Origin of the sequence: Streptomyces sp. LX-29, from assembly GCF_029541745.1 — a bacterium.
Lineage (GTDB): Bacteria > Actinomycetota > Actinomycetes > Streptomycetales > Streptomycetaceae > Streptomyces.
On record NZ_CP089746.1, the window covers coordinates 1,161,323 to 1,177,746 of the forward strand.

Here is a 16,424-nt window from a genome sequence, read left to right on the forward strand (position 1 = left end):
GTCGGACGTCCCGTGGTGGACCCGGCCGAACCTACCGGCCGCCGACCACACCCTGTCAACAGCCGCACGACCTGCGCCGTTTCCCCAAATGAGCAGGTCAGTACGGACAGCCTCGGAGGCCGAAGACCGGCCGAGGGCCGATCGTTCGGCGGTACGGGGCGGGGTGGCGTCACTCGTTCGGTCGTGCGTACACCGTGCGCCCGGCGACCACGGTGCGCAGGCACTCCGGCAGCGGCGGGCCGCCGGGGGTGAGGTCCGGCAGTCCCGGGGTGCCGGAGCGCGGGTCGGTGGACCAGTCGGCGACACGGCTGTCGGGGACCTGGACGACCAGCTCGCCGGCGGCCCACACGGCGTAGTCGGCGGGGGCGCCGGGCACCAGCACCCCCGCGTCGTCGCGGCCCACGGCGCGCCAGCCGCCGCGGGTGTGCGCGGTGAAGGCCGCGCGGACCGAGATCCGGTGCTCGGGGGTGCGGTGGAAGGCGGCGGCGCGCACGGTGCCCCAGGGGTCGAGCGGGGTCACCGGGGCGTCCGAGCCCATCGCCAGCGGCACCCCGGCACGCAGCAGGGCGGCGTACGGGTTGAGGGTGCGGGCCCGGTCCACGCCGAGCCGCTCGGCGTACATCCCGTCCTCGCCGCCCCAGGCGGCGTCGAAGGCGGGCTGGACGGAGGCGGTGAGGCCGAGCTCCGCGAAGCCCGCGATGGTCTCCGGGGTGAGCATCTCGGCGTGCTCGATCCGGTGCCGGGCGGCGCGGATCCGGTCCAGGCCGACGGCCTCGGCGGCGGTCCGCACGCCCGCCACGACGGCGCTCACGGCGGCGTCGCCGATGGCGTGGAAGCCGGCCTGGAGCCCGGCCTCGGTGCAGGCGGCGACGTGCGCGGCCACGGCGTCGGCGTCGAGGTAGGCGGTGCCGGTGTGCGGGGCGTCGGCGTAGGGCTCGTGCAGGCAGGCGGTGTGCGAGCCCAGGGAGCCGTCCACGAAGAGGTCGCCGGCGGCTCCCACGGCGCCCAGCTCGCGCACCTTGGCCAGGCCGGCCGGGCCGGTGACGGCCTCGGCCCAGTAGCCGGTCACCCGGGGGCCGGGGGTCCGCGCGGCGAGCGCCAGCAGGCCGGTGAGGTCGTCCTCGCTGGAGATGGTGGGCCCCGCGCACTCGTGCAGGGTGCCGATGCCCAGTGCGGCCGCGCGGGAGAGCGTGGCGCGCTGCGCCTCCTCGCGCTGCGCGGTGCCGACGCTCGCGTGGGCGGCGGCGCGCACCGCGTGGTGGGCGTCCCTGGTCAGCGGCTCGTCCGGGTGGTAGCCGGGCAGCTCGGTGACGCCCGGCACCAGGTCGAGCAGGGCGCTGGTGACGACGGCGGAGTGCACGTCCGCCCGGGTCAGGTAGAGCGGTCGGCCGTCGGTGGCCGCGTCGAGCTCCGCGCGGGACGGCGGGCGCCGCTCCGGCCAGCGGGAGGCGTCCCAGCCGTGGCCCAGCAGCACCCGGTCGCCGGGGCGGGCCGCGGCGTGCGCCCGTACCCGCGCCAGCGCGTCGGTCAGCGAGTCGGCGTCCAGCAGGTCCAGCCCGGTGAGGGCGAGGCCGGTCGCGGTGGCGTGCACATGCGCGTCGGTGAAGGCCGGGGTGACCAGCGCCCCGTCCAGCCGGACGACCTCGTCCACGCCGTCGGCGAAGGAGTCGGCCGCGCCCTCGGACCCGACCCAGGCGATGGTGCCGCCCTCGACGACCATGGCGGTGGCGAACGGGTCGGCGGGGCTGTGCACCTCGCCGCCGCGCAGCAGGACGGTGCGGGGCCGGTCTTCGGGGGCAGTGCGCTCGGTCATGGGGTCCAGTCTCGTATGCGACTCACACGCGCGGCGGGCGGGCCTCGTAGGGGGTGGAGAGCACGACCGTGGTACGGGTGGAGACGCCGGACAGCGAGCGGATCCGGGTGAGCAGGTGCTCCAGCTCCAGCGGGGTGGCGACGCGCACCTTGAGGATGTAGTTCTCGTCGCCCGCCACGCTGTGGCACGCCTCGATCTCGGGGACGTCGGCGAGCCGGTCGGCGATGTCGTCGGGCGCGCTCGGGTCGAAGGGCTTCACCCCGATGAACGCGGTGAGGGGCAGACCGACGGCCTCGGGGTCGACCACGGCCGCGTATCCGCGGATGACGCCGCGCTGTTCCAGCCGGCGTACCCGCTGGTGCACCGCCGAGGTGGACAGGCCGGTGGCCTTGCCCAGGTCGGTGTAGCTCATCCGCCCGTCCTTGACGAGCAGTTCCACGATCTGTCTGTCCAACTCCTCCACAGCGGATCACCTTAGGGGGTCGAAGCGGGTGGGACACAACGGGAGTGCGTCTCGCTGAGGTCCGGGCAGGCCACGGGGGACGCGTGGGGCACGCGCGGTGCACGCGCGGGGGTGTGCGGCCGACGCGCCGCGCATCTGCACCGGGCATGTGACCAATGCCACATCACCTCCTCGGTGTCCCCCGGAGCGCCGCGATTACCCACGGCGCCGCGCGGGAAATGCTTGCTGTGGTCGAGGCCACGGCGCCTCACGGCCCATCTGAGGGGGAACGACACATGCCCAATCTTGAACGCCTCAACGAAGGCGGCCACGATACGCACGACCACGATGCGGACACCTACGAGACGTTGGAGATGTTCCGGGTGACCTGCCCGGACTGCGCGCGACCGATCGCGCTGCTGCCGGACGAGGACGTGCTGCCGGAGCACGCGCTGTGCCCCTCCCCGTGGAACCCGTTCGGCCTGACCGTGTGCCCCGGCACCGGGCGGGCGGCCGCGGACGCCGCGCCCGCGGACGAGGCCCTCGGCGTCCAGGAGCAGGACGCCGCGCTGCTGCTGACCCTGCCGGAGAGCCTGGACTGGCGGACCCAGCCCTTCTCGCACATCGGCGGCCCCGGCTCGCGCCCGATCCGGGTGCCGGGCATGCGGCGTCGCCAGCGCTGACCGGCGGCGCCGACGCCCGAGTCCGACTCCCACGGCTCGTCAGATCTCCAGGACTGCCTGCACCGGCAGGTGGTCGCTGGGGAACCGGCCGCCCGGCGAGAAGGTGTTGATCGCGGCGTAGCGGGTGCGCACCCCCGGCGAGGTGAGGATCCAGTCGATCCGCTCGCCGTCCGGGACCGGCGGCCGATAGCCGTGGAAGGTCCCGTACAGCCTGCCGCGCCGCTCGGCGGCGTCCCAGGAGTCCACCAGGGCACCGCCGTTCAGCATGGCCGCGTAGACCGGGTTGCCGTGCGCCGGCACGTTGAAGTCACCGGTGACCACGCGCGGCAGCGCGGGGTCGAGCTCCGCGAGCCGTCGTGTGATCAGCTCCGCGGACCGCTCGCGGGCCTGCTGGCCGCGGTGGTCCAGATGGGTGTTGAGGGCGTAGAAGCGGCGGCCGGTGCGCAGGTCGCGGAAGCGGATCCAGGTGACCATGCGGACCACCGCCCCGCCCCAGGTGTTGGATCCGATCACGTACGGGGTGTCCGAGAGCCAGAAGTGGTCGTACTCCTGGGGTTCCAGCCGCCGGGTGTCGTAGAAGACCGCCATGAACTCGTCCCGGCTGCCGCCCTGTCGCCCGGTGCCCAGCCAGGCGTACGGCGCGCCCAGGTCCGCGGCGATGTCGCGCAGCTGCCCGTAGAGCCCCTCCTGCGTGCCCAGCAGGTGCGGCCGCTCGCGACGCAGCAACTCCCGTGTCACCGGCCGCCGCTCGGCCCAGGTGTGCGGCGGCGTGTCGCTGGCGTAGCGGAGGTTGAAGGTCATCGTCCGCAGGGCGGGGACCTCGCCGGCGTCCGCGGCGACGGTGTCCGCGGCCGGGTCCGTGGCGCCGGCGGACGTGGCGCCGGCGGACGTGGTGACCGCCGCGGCACGCGGGGCGGGCGGGATCAGCGGTGCCGCCAGGGTGGCCGCCGCCACCGCGGAGAGGGTGGAGCGCCGACTCGGGGCGCGCCGTGCCGGGCGGACGCGGGCAGGCGTGTCGTCCCAGCCTTCGGAGCGGGATACGGGGCGGGATTCGGGGCGTCTCTCGGAGCGGGCTTCAGGGCCGTTCTCGGCCCGGTCCTCGGGCGTCGCTGGCATGGCGTCTCCTGGGAGTCCGGTGTTTCCGGGTGCGGCCAGTGCCAGGGGAGGCTTTCAGACGCGGGGGCGCGGCGGTAGGGGGCCGCGCGCCGGGGGGGGGCCGGTGCGGCGGGCCGGGGGGGCCGATGCCGCGGGCCGGGGGGAGCGATGCCGCGGGTCTCGGTCGCGGGGCACGGCGGGAGCACGTTCCACCGCGACCGCTCGACCGCTCGGGCGCGCCGCCGGGGCGGCGCGCCCGGCCGGGTTCAGCGGCGGGACTCGGGGCCCGCGAGGTGGCGGGCTATGACCACGCGCTGGATCTGGTTGGTGCCCTCCACGATCTGGAGGACCTTGGCCTCGCGCATGAAGCGCTCGACGGGGAAGTCGGCGGTGTAGCCGTAGCCGCCGAGCAGTTGGACCGCGTCGGTGGTCACGCGCATGACGGCGTCGGTGCAGAAGAGCTTGGCCATGGCCGCCTGCTGCGAGAAGGCCAGCCCGGCGTCGCGACGGCGGGCGGCGGCCAGGTACAGGGCGCGTCCGGCCTCGATCTGGGTGGCCATGTCGGCGAGCATGAAGCGCAGGCCCTGGAAGTCGGAGATGGGCCGGTTGAACTGCCGGCGCTCGGCCGTGTACCGGATCGCCTCGTCCAGCGCGGCCTGGGCCACGCCGATCGCACACGCGGCGATGCCGAGCCGGCCGGCGTCGAGCGCGCCCAGCGCGATGGAGAAGCCCTGCCCCTCCTCGCCCAGCCGGCGGTCGTCGGCGACGCGCACGTCGTCGAAGTGCAGCTGTGCGGTGGGCGAGCCGTTCATGCCCATCTTCCGCTCGGGGGCGGCCGCGGACAGGCCGGGGGCGTCGCCGGGCACCAGGAAGGCCGAGATGCCCTTCGGGCCCTCCTGGCCGGTGCGGGCGAGGACGGTGTAGAAGTCGGCGATGCCTCCGTGGGTGATCCACGCCTTGGTGCCGTTGAGGGTCCAGCCGGCGCCTTCGCCCTCATCGCGCACCGCGCGGGTGCGCAGCGAGGCGGCGTCGGACCCGGAGGCCGGCTCGGAGAGGCAGTAGGCACCCAGCAGGCCGCCGCCGAGCATGGCCGGCAGGTGCTCGGCGCGCTGCTCCTTGGTGCCGTAGGTGGCGAGGGCGTGGCAGGCGAGGGTGTGCACGCTGACGCCGAGGCCGACGGTGAGCCGGGCGGCGGCGAGCTCCTCGAGGACCTGGAGGTAGACCTCGTACGGCTGGTCTCCGCCGCCGAACTCCTCCGGGTAGGGCAGTCCGAGCAGGCCGGACTCGGAGAGCAGGGTGAACAGCTCGCGCGGGAAGTGCCCGGCGGCCTCCTCCTCGGCGGCGTGCGGCCGGATCTCCCGCGCGGCGAGCTCGCGCACGAGCGCGATCAGGTCACGGGCTTCCTCGGTGGGCAGCTGGCGTTCCACCGGCTGGGGGCCGTGCTCGGTCATGGCGGCGCTCTCCTCCCTGTCGGGCGCTGCGGCGGCGCGGGGCCAGGGGTTGGGCGACCGCCGCCGGTCTGAATGCCGCAGCCGGCCCTCGCCCACCGGGTTGCGGCGGCGATGACCTGCGGCTGTAGCGGTTGGAGTATGCCCGATCGAGGACCGTCCGTCACTGGTCGGTCGATCTTTCAACTATTGACCTCTGTCGGGGCTTGACCACGGTGGGTTCACGCCATGGCGACGGCCGGCGCCGGCCGGGCCGGACGATGCCGACGATCCGGCCTCATGCGCCCGCTCCCCGGCCCCGGACGCACCCGGCCTGCGGTCGCCGCGGGCCGGGGGTCGTGCGAGCCTGAGAGCGTCCCGGATGCCGGACGCGGAGGTTCCGCAACCGTGCCGTGGAGGGTTCGCACGCGTGCCGTGGCGAACAGCGTCTTCATCGCGCTGCTCGTGTACATCGGGCTGATCGTCGTGGTCGACCAGGTCGCGCCGCGCGATGTCCGGATGGACATGTACGCGGCCGTCGCCCCGATCGTGGCCGCCGCGCTGTGCACCTACCGCCAGGCGGTCCTCATCGCCGCGGTCGACTTCCTCGCCATGGCCACGCTGCACGGCGCGGAGCCCGACGACCCGCAGCCGTTCAACACGATCGCCACCGTCTTCGGCAACCTGCTGCTGGCGGGGGCGGCCATCACCCTGGCACGGCTGCTCTACGACCGGGAGAAGCTGCTGACGCGGCTGCGCGTCACCGGGGAGGCGGCGCAGCGCGCTCTGCTGCGCCAGCTCCCGTTGCGCAGCCGCGGCGTGGTCGTGGACGGGCTCTACGTCTCCTCGCAGCGGGACGCGCTGGTCGGCGGGGACATCTACGAGGTGCTGGAGACCCCGTACGGGACCCGGGTGCTGATCGGCGACGTCCAGGGCAAGGGGCTGCGCACGCTCGGCGCGGGCGCCGCGGTGCTCACCGCCTTCCGCGAGGCCGCCTTCTACCGACCCAGCCTGGAGAGCGCGGTGGACGCCATGGAGTCGGGCCTGTGGCGTTACGCGCGGTCGGCGGCGGACGAGTCGGAGGGGGCCGACGAGCGGTTCGTGACGGCCCTGGTGTTCGGGGTCGAGGAGGACACCTGGGTGCCCGACGGGACGAGCGTGCCCATCGTCTTCGTCGACTGCGGCCATGTGGCGCCGCTGCTCATCCACGGCGACGGCAGGATCACCGAGCTGGCGCCGCCGGACGAGGCGGGGCTGCCGCTGGGCCTCGGCCAGCTGGTGGAGCGGCCCCGCGCGGTGCAGCGCGTCGCCGTCCCCGCCGAGGCACGGGTCTTCGCCTGCACCGACGGGGTGACCGAGGCGCGCGGCGCGGACGGCGCGTTCTATCCGCTCGCGGACCGCCTCAGCGGCTGGGCCGAGCTGCCCACCTCGGAGCTGCTGGCCCGGCTGCGGGAGGACCTCGACGCCCATACGGGGGGCCGGCTCCAGGACGACGCGGCCGCGCTGATCATGGAACGCGCGGCCGCGGACGCCGCGCCGGACGGCGGCCGCCCCGTCAGCGGTTGAAGAGCTCGAACGCGACGGCCGGGCGGCCACCGAAGCGGGCGGCGGCGGCCGACATGGCGCCCTCCAGGAAGGTGCGGCAGTAGCGCTCCGGGTCCTCGTCGGTGAGCGCCTGGATATAGCTGCGGTGGGCCAGCAGCGAGTCGACGGCGCGCTCGACCCCGTCGGTCGCGTCCACCGCGTGCGTGGGGTGCGGGGAGCCGGCGACGGCCACATGGCGCACGCCGTTCCAGGGCTCCAGGCTCCGCTCGGTCAGCAGCTCGGGGAAGATCCAGCGGTTGCCGGCGTCGCCGGCCGCGTCCAACACCGCCCGGCCGACCGCGCGGTGGTCCGGGGTGTTCCACGCCTGCCCCGGTCCGCTGCCCCAGGTGTCGCGGTGGTTGAGGGTGATCACCAGCTCGGGGCGGTGGCGCCGGATCGCCGCGGCGAACTCGGCGCGCAGCGCCGTGCCGTACTCGATCACGCCGTCCCGGTGGTCCAGGAACTCCACCACCGAGACCCCCACCGCCGCGGCGCTCGCCCGCTGCTCGGCCTCGCGCAGCGGGCCGGCCACCGCCGGGGCCATGCCGTCGATCCCGGCCTCGCCGCGCGTGGCCAGCAGGTAGACCACCTCACGCCCCTGGTCGATCCAGGTGGCGATCGCCGCGGAGGCGCCGTACTCCAGGTCGTCGGGGTGGGCGACGATCGCCAGGGCGCGCTGCCAGTCGGTGGGCATGGGGGCGAGCTGGTCCAGCTGATGGGTGGTCATCGGGGCTTCTCCTCGGGACGGTTACGGGCAGCGTAGGCGGCTCGGCGCCGCGACCGGCCGCAGGGTCCACCCGGTGATCGTCTTGATGCCCCGTCAGCGGAACGAGGCCGATGGGAGGGCCGCCTCGCCCACGAGCCGCCGCCCGCGCGGCGGGGCGCCGGGTCGTGCCGCCCGTCACGCCCCGACGGCACGACTCCCGCCGTCACGCCCCGCCGGCCCCGCGCGCGGCACGACTGTCCGCCGTCACGCCCCGCCGGCACGACTGTCCGCCGCCCGGACCTACCGGGCCTCGAAGTGGCTCGGGCGGCCGTGGCGCAGCACCAGGCGTCCCAGCCGTTCCGCGTCCACCCGGCGCATCAGCCGCCAGCCGCCGTCTGCGCTCCGCAGCGCCGCCGAGTGCCAGGGCGTGGCCCAGACGTCGTCCGCGTCCAGCAGCCGGATGCCGAACTTCGCCGCGCCGGAGCGCTGCGGATGGACGGAGAGCCGCACCGAGCGCGGATGGTGGTCCGCGATCAGGTCGCACCAGGCGCGGCTGCGGCGCAGGACGCCGTAGGCGCGGTCCCGATGGGCGCGTCGCAGCGCGGAGCGGGGGCCGGGGAAGGCGACGGCCCGGGCGTCCTCGGCCAACGAGCGGGCGATGCCCCGGTACAGCCGCAGCGTGTCCGCGTCGGCACGGGCCTGGGCCCACAGGCTCTCCGTGCTGGGCGCGTACACGGCGTCCACCAGGGCCCGCTTGCCGGCGTAGGGCAGATCGCCGTAGACCTCCCGCAGGTCGAAGGTGGTCAGACGGGTGAGCCGCTCGCGCCGCACGATGGCGCGGAGCTCCTCCACATAGGCGTCGATGTGCGCGTCGGAAACGCCGATGAGGTCGCCGAAGACATGGCCTTCGGCACAGATGACCAGTCGGGCGCCGGGCGGGTACACCTCGGCGACCCGCGCGCACAGCCGGTCCAGGAAGCGGAGCGAGAGCCTTTCGCTCTCGTCGGGGAGCGGCCCGAGCACCTTGGCGGGATTGGTCGACTTGCAGGGGAAGCCGGGCAGGGTGAAGACGATCGGCTCCCCCGCGCGGACGAACTGCTCGATCTGGAAGAGCTGTTCGGGGTGGTCGGGCGCCTCGGCGGGGTCCGCGGCGCGACGGTAGGGCAGCAGCACGGCCAGGACCCGGGCGCTGATGCTGGCGGTGGCGCGCGACGCGCGGGAATCGATCATCGGCGTATGGGTGCGACACCGGAAGGGGTGACGAGGGGCCGGCCGCCGAGGCGCGGGGAGGGTGCGCGTCTGCAAACGCGGCCGGAGGGGGCGGACGGAGCAGGCAGGGACACGCCGGACATCTCCTCTGGTCGTGGGTCACCCAGGAAGTCGTACGGCGGGGCGTTCGGGTTCCGCGCGGATCACGCGCCCGGCCGCGCGTACGCCGCCCCGGGCGCGGACCGGCCGGTCGGCGAACACGGCGCCCCCGACGTGGGTTTGCCGCCGTCAGGGTCCGCTATCTCCAGGAAGTCGGCCGCGAGGGGCCGTTGGTTCCCCGGCGTGAACAGGAGAAACCTCACGTGTCACGGGGCTACCGGATGTCGGTCGGAAGGGTCCGCCAGCGTGTCACGATGGCGCCTTCCCCTTGTTCGCTGTCTGCGCTCTGGAGCGGCGATGACTTCACGTCAGCACAGCCCTGCCCTCGTCCTGTCCGGCTTCCTCCTCCTGCTCGCCGCGATGTTCGGCGTCGCGTACGCCGCGGGCGCGGCCGCCGGCCCGGTAGCCCCCGGCATGCACCGTGGCGGCGGCGGTGGCGACTCCGGAGGGTCGGGCGGCGGCATGGGCGACATGCACGGCATGAGCCGGCCCGAGACGGGCGTCTACGCGCCGGGCACGACCCGATGAGCGCCCCGGCCGCCTCCGCCGACACGCTCACCACCGAGCTGGTCGTCGGTGGAATGACCTGCGCGGCGTGCGTGGCGCGGGTGGAGAAGAAGCTGGGCCGGGTCGAGGGCGTGAGCGCCACCGTCAACCTCGCCACCGGGCGGGCCCGGGTCAGCCACCCCGCCGAGGTCACCGTCGAGGAGCTGGTGGCGGTGGTGGAGGGCGCCGGCTACACCGCCGAACTCCCACCCCAGCCGCGGTCGCGGGACGACTCCGACGCGACCGGGGGCCCGGACGCCGAGGAGACCGAGAGGACCGCGGACCGGTTCCGGCTGCTGATCACCACCCTGCTGTCGGTCCCGGTGCTGGTCCTGTCCATGGTCCCGGCGCTGCAGTTCCGCAACTGGCAGTGGCTGTGCTTCGTGCTCGCCGCGCCGGTCGCGGTCTGGAGCGCCTGGCCGTTCCATGAGCGGGCGCTGCGCGGCGTCAAGCACGGCGGCGCGACCATGGACACCCTGGTCTCGCTGGGCGTGATCGCCTCCTTCGCCTGGTCCACGTACGCGCTGTTCTTCGGCGGGGCCGGCGAGCCGGGGATGAGCATGCCGTTCACCCTGCTGCCGACCGCCTCCGGCGAGACCGCGCACGTCTATTTGGAAGCCGCCGTCGCCGTCACCCTGTTCGTGCTCACCGGGCGCCGGCTGGAGGCGCGCGCCCGGCGCGGCACCGGCTCCGCGCTGCGCGCCCTGGCCTCGCTGGCCGTGAAGGACGTGCTGGTGCGCGACGCGCGCGGCGCCGAGCAGCGGGTGCCGATCGAGCGGCTGCGGGTCGGCGACCTGTTCGTGGTGCGGCCCGGCGAGCGGGTGGCCACCGACGGCGTGGTCACCGAGGGCAGCTCTGCGCTGGATCTCTCGCTGGTCACCGGCGAGAGCGCGCCGGTCGAGGTGGGTCCGGGCTCCGCGGTGGTCGGTGGCGCGGTCAACTCCGGCGGACTGCTGGAGGTGCGGGCCGAGGCGGTCGGCGCCGACACCCAGCTGGCCCGTATCGCCCAGTTGGTCTCCGACGCCCAGGCGGGCAAGGCGCGGGTGCAGCGGCTCGCGGACGCGGTCGCCGAGGTCTTCGTGCCGGCCGTGCTGGCCATCGCCGTCACGGTGCTCGGCTTCTGGCTGGGCGCCGGTGTCGACCCGCAGGCTGCGATCACCGCGGCGGTGGCCGTGCTGGTCGTCGCCTGCCCCTGCGCCCTCGGTCTGGCCACCCCCACCGCGCTGCTGGCCGCCACCGGCCGCGGCGCCCAGCTCGGCATCCTGGTCAGCGGCCCGCAGGCGCTGGAGGGCCTGCGCCGCGTGGACACCGTGGTGTTGGACAAGACCGGCACGCTGACGGTCGGCGTCATGGACGTGGTCGAGCTGACCGCCCGCGCCGACGGGCTCGGCGCCGAGGAGGCGCTGCGGCTGGCCGGCGCGGTCGAGCAGGGTTCGGAGCACCCGGTCGGCAGGGCCGTGGTCGCCCACGCCCGGCGCGGCGCCCCCGACACCGCGCTCCCCGCCGTCACCGACTTCGCGGCCACCGCCGGCCTCGGCGTCAGCGGTCGTGTCGACGGGCGCCGGATCGAGGTCCTCCGCCCGGACGCGGCGCCCTCCTCGCCGGCCGCTACGGAGGAGAAGTCCACCGCCGCGGCGGGTGCGCCGGAGGCGGCCGAGGCCGCCGCGCTCCCCGCCGAACTCGCCGCGGCGGTCCGCGCGGCCGAGGAGGCCGGGCAGACGGCGGTGCTGCTGCGGGTCGACGGCGTGCCGGAGGCGGTGATCGCCCTGGGCGACACGCTGCGCTCCGGGAGCTACCGCGCGGTCGACCACCTCAAGCGACTCGGGCTGCGCCCGGTGCTCGCCACCGGGGACAGCGAACCCGCGGCCCGCGCGGTCGCCGAGAAGCTGGGCATCGAGGAGGTGCACGCCCGCATCACGCCGGAGGGCAAGGCCGAGCTGGTCAGCGGCCTGCGCGAGCGCGGGCACCGGGTCGCGTTCATCGGCGACGGCGTCAACGACGCGGCCGCGCTCGCCGGCGCCGACCTCGGCATCGCCATGGGCAGCGGCACCGACGCGGCGATCGGAGCCGCCGATGTGACGCTCGTCCGCGAGGACATGGCCGCGGTGGCGGACGCGGTGCGGCTGGCACGCCGCACGCTGGGCACCATCCGGGCCAACCTCGTCTGGGCCTTCACCTACAACGTGCTGACCGTCCCGCTGGCCGCCGTCGGCTGGCTCAATCCGATGGTCGCCTCCGCCGCGATGTCCGCCAGCTCGGTCATCGTGGTCTGCAACAGCCTCCGGCTGCGCAACTGGCAGCCGTCCCCCGCCGCCCGTCCGGCGGGCGGCCGCCCGCGCCGCCCGCGCGTGAGCACCGAAGCCGTCTGGGAGCGATGACCGCAGTGAAGTTCGACCTCTCCTCCGTGCGCACCGCGCTGGCCCCGGTGGCCGCCTTCGCCGTGGCGCTGGGCGGGCTCACCGCCTGGACCGCCGCGGGCGCCGCGGGCACCCCCGCCGAGCTGTCGGTGACCCGGGCCCGGATGCTGCTCCCGTCCAACCCGGACATCACGGCGGCCTTCTTCGACATCCGCAACGAGGGCGGAGCCGACGACGAGCTGGTGCGCATCACCTCGCCCGCCACCGACGGCCGGATCATGCTCAGCCGCAACATCGACCGCAACGGCGTGGGCACCATGCGGATGGTGGAGTCGACGACCGTGCCGGCCGACGACACACTGCGCATGTCGACCTCCAGCGTCGATGTCATGGTGGACGACCCGCCGCCGCTGCGCGCCGGCGACCGGATGCCGTTCACCCTGCACTTCCGGGACAGCGACCCGATCCGCGTGGAGGCGTTGGTCGTCCCCGCGGGTCGGCTCTGACCCCGGCCCACGGGCCGGTGGCGGGCCGACCGCGGGCGCGCGGTGGACCGTGCGCGCCGCGATCGGCCGCACGGCCGGCCGGGGGTGGGCGGATACGGGGACGGGCCGGTGGGCGCGCGGTCGCGCGTGCCCACCGGCCCGTCGTGTGTGCGTCAGCGGGAGCCGGCCAGCGCGGGCTGTCGCCGCCGCGCGGCCGCCCGGGGACGAGCGGCCGGCTGGGCGGGCGCGGGCACCGCGCCGACCGGGGTCACCCCGGTGCCGGCGCCGGATGCCCCGACGACGTCCGGGCATGCGGAGTCGGAGGTGTCCGCGGCCTCCCGCTCGGCGGCGGTCAGCTGCTGCACCAGCGCCTCGCGGGCGCGGGCCACTCGGGAGCGCACGGTGCCGACGGGGCAGCCGGCGACGTCGGCGGCCTCGGCGTAGGGCAGACCCAGCAGCTGGGTGAGGACGAACGCCTCCCGGCGCTCGTACGGCAGCAGGGCCAGCAGCTGGGAGAGCGCCACTCCCTCGTCGAAGCCGAAGTCCGGCAGGGCGCGGCACTGCGTGCGCTCCGCGGCGGCCTGCCAGTCGTCGGTGTCCGAGAGTCGGGGCCGGGCCGCGTTGCGGCGCAGCCGGTCGACGACCGCGCGGCGCGCGATGGACAGCAGCCAGGTGCGCGCCGAGGAGCGCGCCTCGAAGCGGGGCAGTCCGCTCAGCGCCCGCAGATAGGTCTCCTGGACCAGGTCGTCGGCGGACTGCGGGTCGTCGCTGAGTCGCGAGACATACCGCCACACGTCGCCGCGGGTGGAGCGGATGAACCGGTCCACGGCCTCGGCGTCGCCCCCGCGCGCCGCCAGCGCGCAGGCGGTCAGCGCCTCGTCGTCACGCTCGCGGTCACGCACGGGCTGCTCCGTTCGGGATGGTGACGCACGAGGTGGACGGGGAGAACGGCGTTCGAGGAACGCGACGAGCGAAGGGACGAGAGACGATATGAGCGTGGACTGCACAGATTTTCGTACCGCCATCTCCGCTCGCGTCGACGGTGAGGCGCTGCCGCCGGAGGTACCGGATGCGGTCCTCGACGCGCATCTGGCGAGATGCCCGCGGTGCCGCGAGTGGGCCCGTCGGGTGTGGCGGCTGCGGCAGCTGACGGCCCGGGTGGCCGGCTGCTGAGACCGTCTCCGGCGAGCGGCGCGCTCCCGTGGAGCGGGCCGCCGAGCGGCGCTCCGACGTGGCGGGAGCGGGCGCGCCGGAGGTAGGCGCGTCGTGGTCCGGCACGAGGTCCGGCACACCGAAGGCCGGTGCGCCGAGGGTCGCATGCCATGACGGCATCGCCCGGTTGAGGACAGGTGTCATCGCCTGTGGTCCTTCCAGGAATCCGAACATATGCCGCAAACCCCTCGTCGAGGGGGAGGCGGCGGTGGTCCGGTGACGTGATCGGTGGCTCGTGGCGCGCCGTCAGCCGACGGCGGCCACCGCCGGTGGACCACGGGTGGCGATGACATGGACGAGCAGCAGGTGGCGCAGTCGCTCCGGGGCCGCGTGACGCGCCGCCCGGACCCGGTGCGGCACGGCCACCGGGCGGACGCCCGGGAGGAAGCGGCGCAGCAGCGGGTCGACGATGCGCACGGCCAGCGTGCGGCCGAGCCGGAAGGCGGCCTGCTCGCCGCCGGACAGCCAGGCCCCGCAGACCAGGGCGACCAGGACGTGCGCCGACCACATGCCCACGGCGTTGTACCCACCGTGGGACATCGAGTGGCCGGCCATGGCCGCGTGGCCCGCCTGCTGGCCGGCGGCGGCGACCAGGTCGCCGCAGACCAGGTCCGAGGGGGACAACCCGGCCTCGGACAGCGGGGTGTGACCCGCCGTCGGATCCGGCCGCGGGGCGGTGTTCTGGGCGTAGGTGAAGAGGTTGTGCAGCGCCAACTGCGCGCCGACGGTCGCAGCCGTGATCACCAGCGGCCCGCGCTCGCGGCCCGCGATGCCCCAGGCCGCGACCCCGGTGGCCAGCAGCGAACCGGCCACCGCCCACAGCGGGATGTCGGAGCCCGACATGACCGCGTGCCCCAGGGCAGCGAGCAGCACACAGACCGCTGCGAACACCGCGGCTCGCAGCGCCCGCAGTACGTGCCCGACATGCCGCGCTTCCATGACGCCCTCATCGTTGCACCCGCGTCCGGCGGCGTGACGCCGGGGGCCTGATGACACGCCATTGCGGACAAGGCTCCGCCCCGTACCTCGGCCCTGTGGTACGGGGCGGTGAGGGGCCGCCGGCTCGGGGGGACGTTCCGGCGGTCCGCTCTGCTCGCGGTCTGGCTGGCGCCATGGCTGGCGTATGGCGCCAGTGAAGCGCGATACGGCGCCGAGCGGAAGGGTGCGCGCGGCACCGCGTCGGATGTTCCGCGCGCACCCCGGGTGAAACCGCCGCCGACGGGACGTCTTCGCACCGTTGCGGGCGGCCCGCCCGGCGAGGGAGGGTGGACCGCACGGACCGGACGGCGGAAGAGCGGACGATGAACGCGGAGTCATGCCCGAGGTCGCAAGTCCCCGTGGCCAACCCCTGGCTGGCGATGGCGCCGGACACGGATCCGGCGGAGCGTTCCCGCGCGGTGCGCCGCGCCCATGAGACGTTCCTGACCGAGGGCGCCGTCGACCCCGCCGTACGGCAGGTGGTGGCGGCCTCCTGGCGGCGCTCCGCGGCGGCGCTGGTGGTCCCCGAGTCGATGGCCCCGATCGAGCTGGGCGACGCGGAGCTGGAGGCGTACCGCGCCGAGCATCCGCTGGCCCGGGTGATGCCCCTGTTCCGGGAGTTGTTGGGGAGCATCGCCCATGACGGCGCCCATCTGCTGGCGGTCTCCGACGAACGCGGCCGGTTGCTGTGGGTGGAGGGGCACCGGGGCGTCCGGGACCGCGCGGAGGGCATGAACTTCGTGGCCGGGGCCCGGTGGGACGAGCGGCACGCGGGCACCAACGCGCCGGGCACCTCGCTGGCGCTGGACCACGCGGTGCAGATCTTCGCCTCCGAGCACTACAACCGCCGGGTGCAGCACTGGAGCTGCGCCGCGGCCCCGGTGCACGACCCGCACACCGGCCGGCTGTTGGGCGCGGTCGACCTCACCGGGGGCGACCACCTGGCGTCCCCGCACAGCCTGGCCCTGGTGCGCGCCACCGCCCGCGCGGCGGAGGCGCAGCTGATGGCCCTGACGCCGCGGGCCAGTGGGCCGCGGACCACCCTGACCGCCCTGGGACGTGACGAGGCGCTGCTGACCGGCGACGGCTTACGGCTGCGGCTCGGCCGTCGGCACAGCGAGATCATGGTGCTGCTGGCCGGCCATCCCGAGGGGCTCACCGGCGACCGGCTGACGGTCGAGCTGTACGGCGAGCGGGCGGACCGGCGCTCCCCCGTCACCCTCCGCGCGGAGCTGTCGCGGCTGCGCCGCCTGGTGGGGCCGCTGCTCGCCTCGCGCCCGTACCGGCTGTGCGCGCCCATGGCGGCCGATATGACGGTCGCCGCGGAGCAGTTGGCGGCGGGCGACGTCTACGGCGCGCTGCGCACCTATCGGGGTCCGCTGCTGCCTCTGTCGGAGGCGCCGGGCGTGCGCCGCATGCGGCGGCTGCTGGAGGACCGGCTGCGGCGCGCGGTGCTCGCCGGCGGGGACGCCGAGTTGCTCTGTCGGTGGGTGGAGTCGCCGTGGGGGGAGGACGACCTGGAGGTCCACGAGGTGCTGCTGACGGCCCTCCCGGCGCGCGCCCCGGCCCGCGCCGCCCTCGTCCCCCACACCGAGCGGCTGCGGGCCGCCTACGGCCTGGGCGCGGCACCGCGCGGGGGCGACGCAACGTCCGCGCAACGTCGTCGCGGCTAGCCTCCCGCGCACCGCCCGCCCGCGCGTGCGCGCGAGGGCGGGGACACCGATGGAG

At 75.4% G+C, this 16,424-nt stretch carries 15 protein-coding genes; 7 read left to right on the forward strand and 8 right to left on the reverse strand.

The genetic code is table 11. The features are described 5' to 3' along the window. Positions 1-169: 169 nt before the first annotated feature. Together LRS74_RS05085 and LRS74_RS05090 are read right to left on the reverse strand one after the other, a co-directional pair. Positions 170-1,813, reverse strand: a complete 1,644-nt coding sequence (locus tag LRS74_RS05085) for an amidohydrolase family protein (protein WP_277739852.1) — start codon at positions 1,811-1,813, stop codon at positions 170-172. Positions 1,814-1,835: 22 nt separating this feature from the next. After that, positions 1,836-2,276, reverse strand: coding sequence for an Lrp/AsnC family transcriptional regulator (locus LRS74_RS05090; protein ID WP_144382520.1), 441 nt, complete (start codon positions 2,274-2,276; stop codon positions 1,836-1,838). Between the two features lie 275 nt (positions 2,277-2,551). Here LRS74_RS05090 and LRS74_RS05095 point away from each other — a divergent pair, with 275 nt between their 5' ends. Next, positions 2,552-2,938, forward strand: coding sequence for a hypothetical protein (locus tag LRS74_RS05095; RefSeq protein WP_277739853.1), 387 nt, complete (start codon positions 2,552-2,554; stop codon positions 2,936-2,938). 39 nt (positions 2,939-2,977) lie between these two features. Here the strand turns inward: LRS74_RS05095 and LRS74_RS05100 are convergent, their stop codons facing one another. Continuing rightward, positions 2,978-4,054, reverse strand: coding sequence for an endonuclease/exonuclease/phosphatase family protein (locus tag LRS74_RS05100; protein WP_277739854.1), 1,077 nt, complete (start codon positions 4,052-4,054; stop codon positions 2,978-2,980). Positions 4,055-4,299: 245 nt separating this feature from the next. After that, positions 4,300-5,484 (reverse strand): acyl-CoA dehydrogenase family protein, encoded by a 1,185-nt coding sequence (locus tag LRS74_RS05105; protein ID WP_277739855.1) that lies wholly within the window; start codon positions 5,482-5,484, stop codon positions 4,300-4,302. 411 nt (positions 5,485-5,895) lie between these two features. Here LRS74_RS05105 and LRS74_RS05110 point away from each other — a divergent pair, with 411 nt between their 5' ends. Further along, positions 5,896-7,026: a PP2C family protein-serine/threonine phosphatase gene (locus tag LRS74_RS05110; RefSeq protein ID WP_277739856.1), complete on the forward strand. Its 1,131-nt coding sequence runs from the start codon at positions 5,896-5,898 to the stop codon at positions 7,024-7,026. Here the strand turns inward: LRS74_RS05110 and LRS74_RS05115 are convergent. After that, complete coding sequence (locus LRS74_RS05115) at positions 7,016-7,771, reverse strand: PIG-L deacetylase family protein (protein WP_277739857.1); 756 nt, start codon at positions 7,769-7,771, stop codon at positions 7,016-7,018. The two genes, LRS74_RS05110 and LRS74_RS05115, sit on opposite strands and share 11 nt — an antisense overlap. Positions 7,772-8,050: 279 nt before the next feature. Then, positions 8,051-8,980 carry an isocyanide synthase family protein gene (locus LRS74_RS05120; protein WP_277739858.1) on the reverse strand — a complete coding sequence of 310 codons (930 nt, stop codon included), beginning with the start codon at positions 8,978-8,980 and terminating at the stop codon, positions 8,051-8,053. 435 nt (positions 8,981-9,415) lie between these two features. On the opposite strand from LRS74_RS05120, the gene LRS74_RS05125 reads away from it, so the two are divergent. Genes LRS74_RS05125 through LRS74_RS05135 form a run of 3 tightly spaced genes read left to right on the forward strand, consistent with a single transcriptional unit; the run spans position 9,416 to position 12,527 of the window. Beyond that, positions 9,416-9,646: a hypothetical protein gene (locus tag LRS74_RS05125; RefSeq protein ID WP_277739859.1), complete on the forward strand. Its 231-nt coding sequence runs from the start codon at positions 9,416-9,418 to the stop codon at positions 9,644-9,646. After that, a complete protein-coding gene (locus tag LRS74_RS05130; protein ID WP_277739860.1) occupies positions 9,643-12,042 on the forward strand; it encodes a heavy metal translocating P-type ATPase in 2,400 nt (799 codons plus the stop codon). Before LRS74_RS05125 ends, LRS74_RS05130 begins: the two co-directional genes overlap by 4 nt. Then, entirely contained in the window at positions 12,039-12,527 is a 489-nt protein-coding gene (locus LRS74_RS05135; RefSeq protein ID WP_277739861.1) for a copper chaperone PCu(A)C, read from the forward strand. Before LRS74_RS05130 ends, LRS74_RS05135 begins: the two co-directional genes overlap by 4 nt. A gap of 152 nt (positions 12,528-12,679) precedes the next feature. Here LRS74_RS05135 and LRS74_RS05140 read toward each other — a convergent pair whose 3' ends face one another. Continuing rightward, a complete protein-coding gene (locus LRS74_RS05140; RefSeq protein WP_277739862.1) occupies positions 12,680-13,408 on the reverse strand; it encodes a sigma-70 family RNA polymerase sigma factor in 729 nt (242 codons plus the stop codon). 94 nt (positions 13,409-13,502) lie between these two features. On the opposite strand from LRS74_RS05140, the gene LRS74_RS05145 reads away from it, so the two are divergent. Beyond that, entirely contained in the window at positions 13,503-13,679 is a 177-nt protein-coding gene (locus LRS74_RS05145; RefSeq protein ID WP_277739863.1) for a zf-HC2 domain-containing protein, read from the forward strand. 285 nt (positions 13,680-13,964) lie between these two features. Here LRS74_RS05145 and LRS74_RS05150 read toward each other — a convergent pair whose 3' ends face one another. Further along, a complete protein-coding gene (locus LRS74_RS05150) occupies positions 13,965-14,657 on the reverse strand; it encodes a hypothetical protein (protein ID WP_277739864.1) in 693 nt (230 codons plus the stop codon). Positions 14,658-15,055: 398 nt separating this feature from the next. On the opposite strand from LRS74_RS05150, the gene LRS74_RS05155 reads away from it, so the two are divergent. Then, positions 15,056-16,369: a GAF domain-containing protein gene (locus tag LRS74_RS05155; RefSeq protein ID WP_277739865.1), complete on the forward strand. Its 1,314-nt coding sequence runs from the start codon at positions 15,056-15,058 to the stop codon at positions 16,367-16,369. The last annotated feature ends 55 nt before the right edge of the window (positions 16,370-16,424 follow it).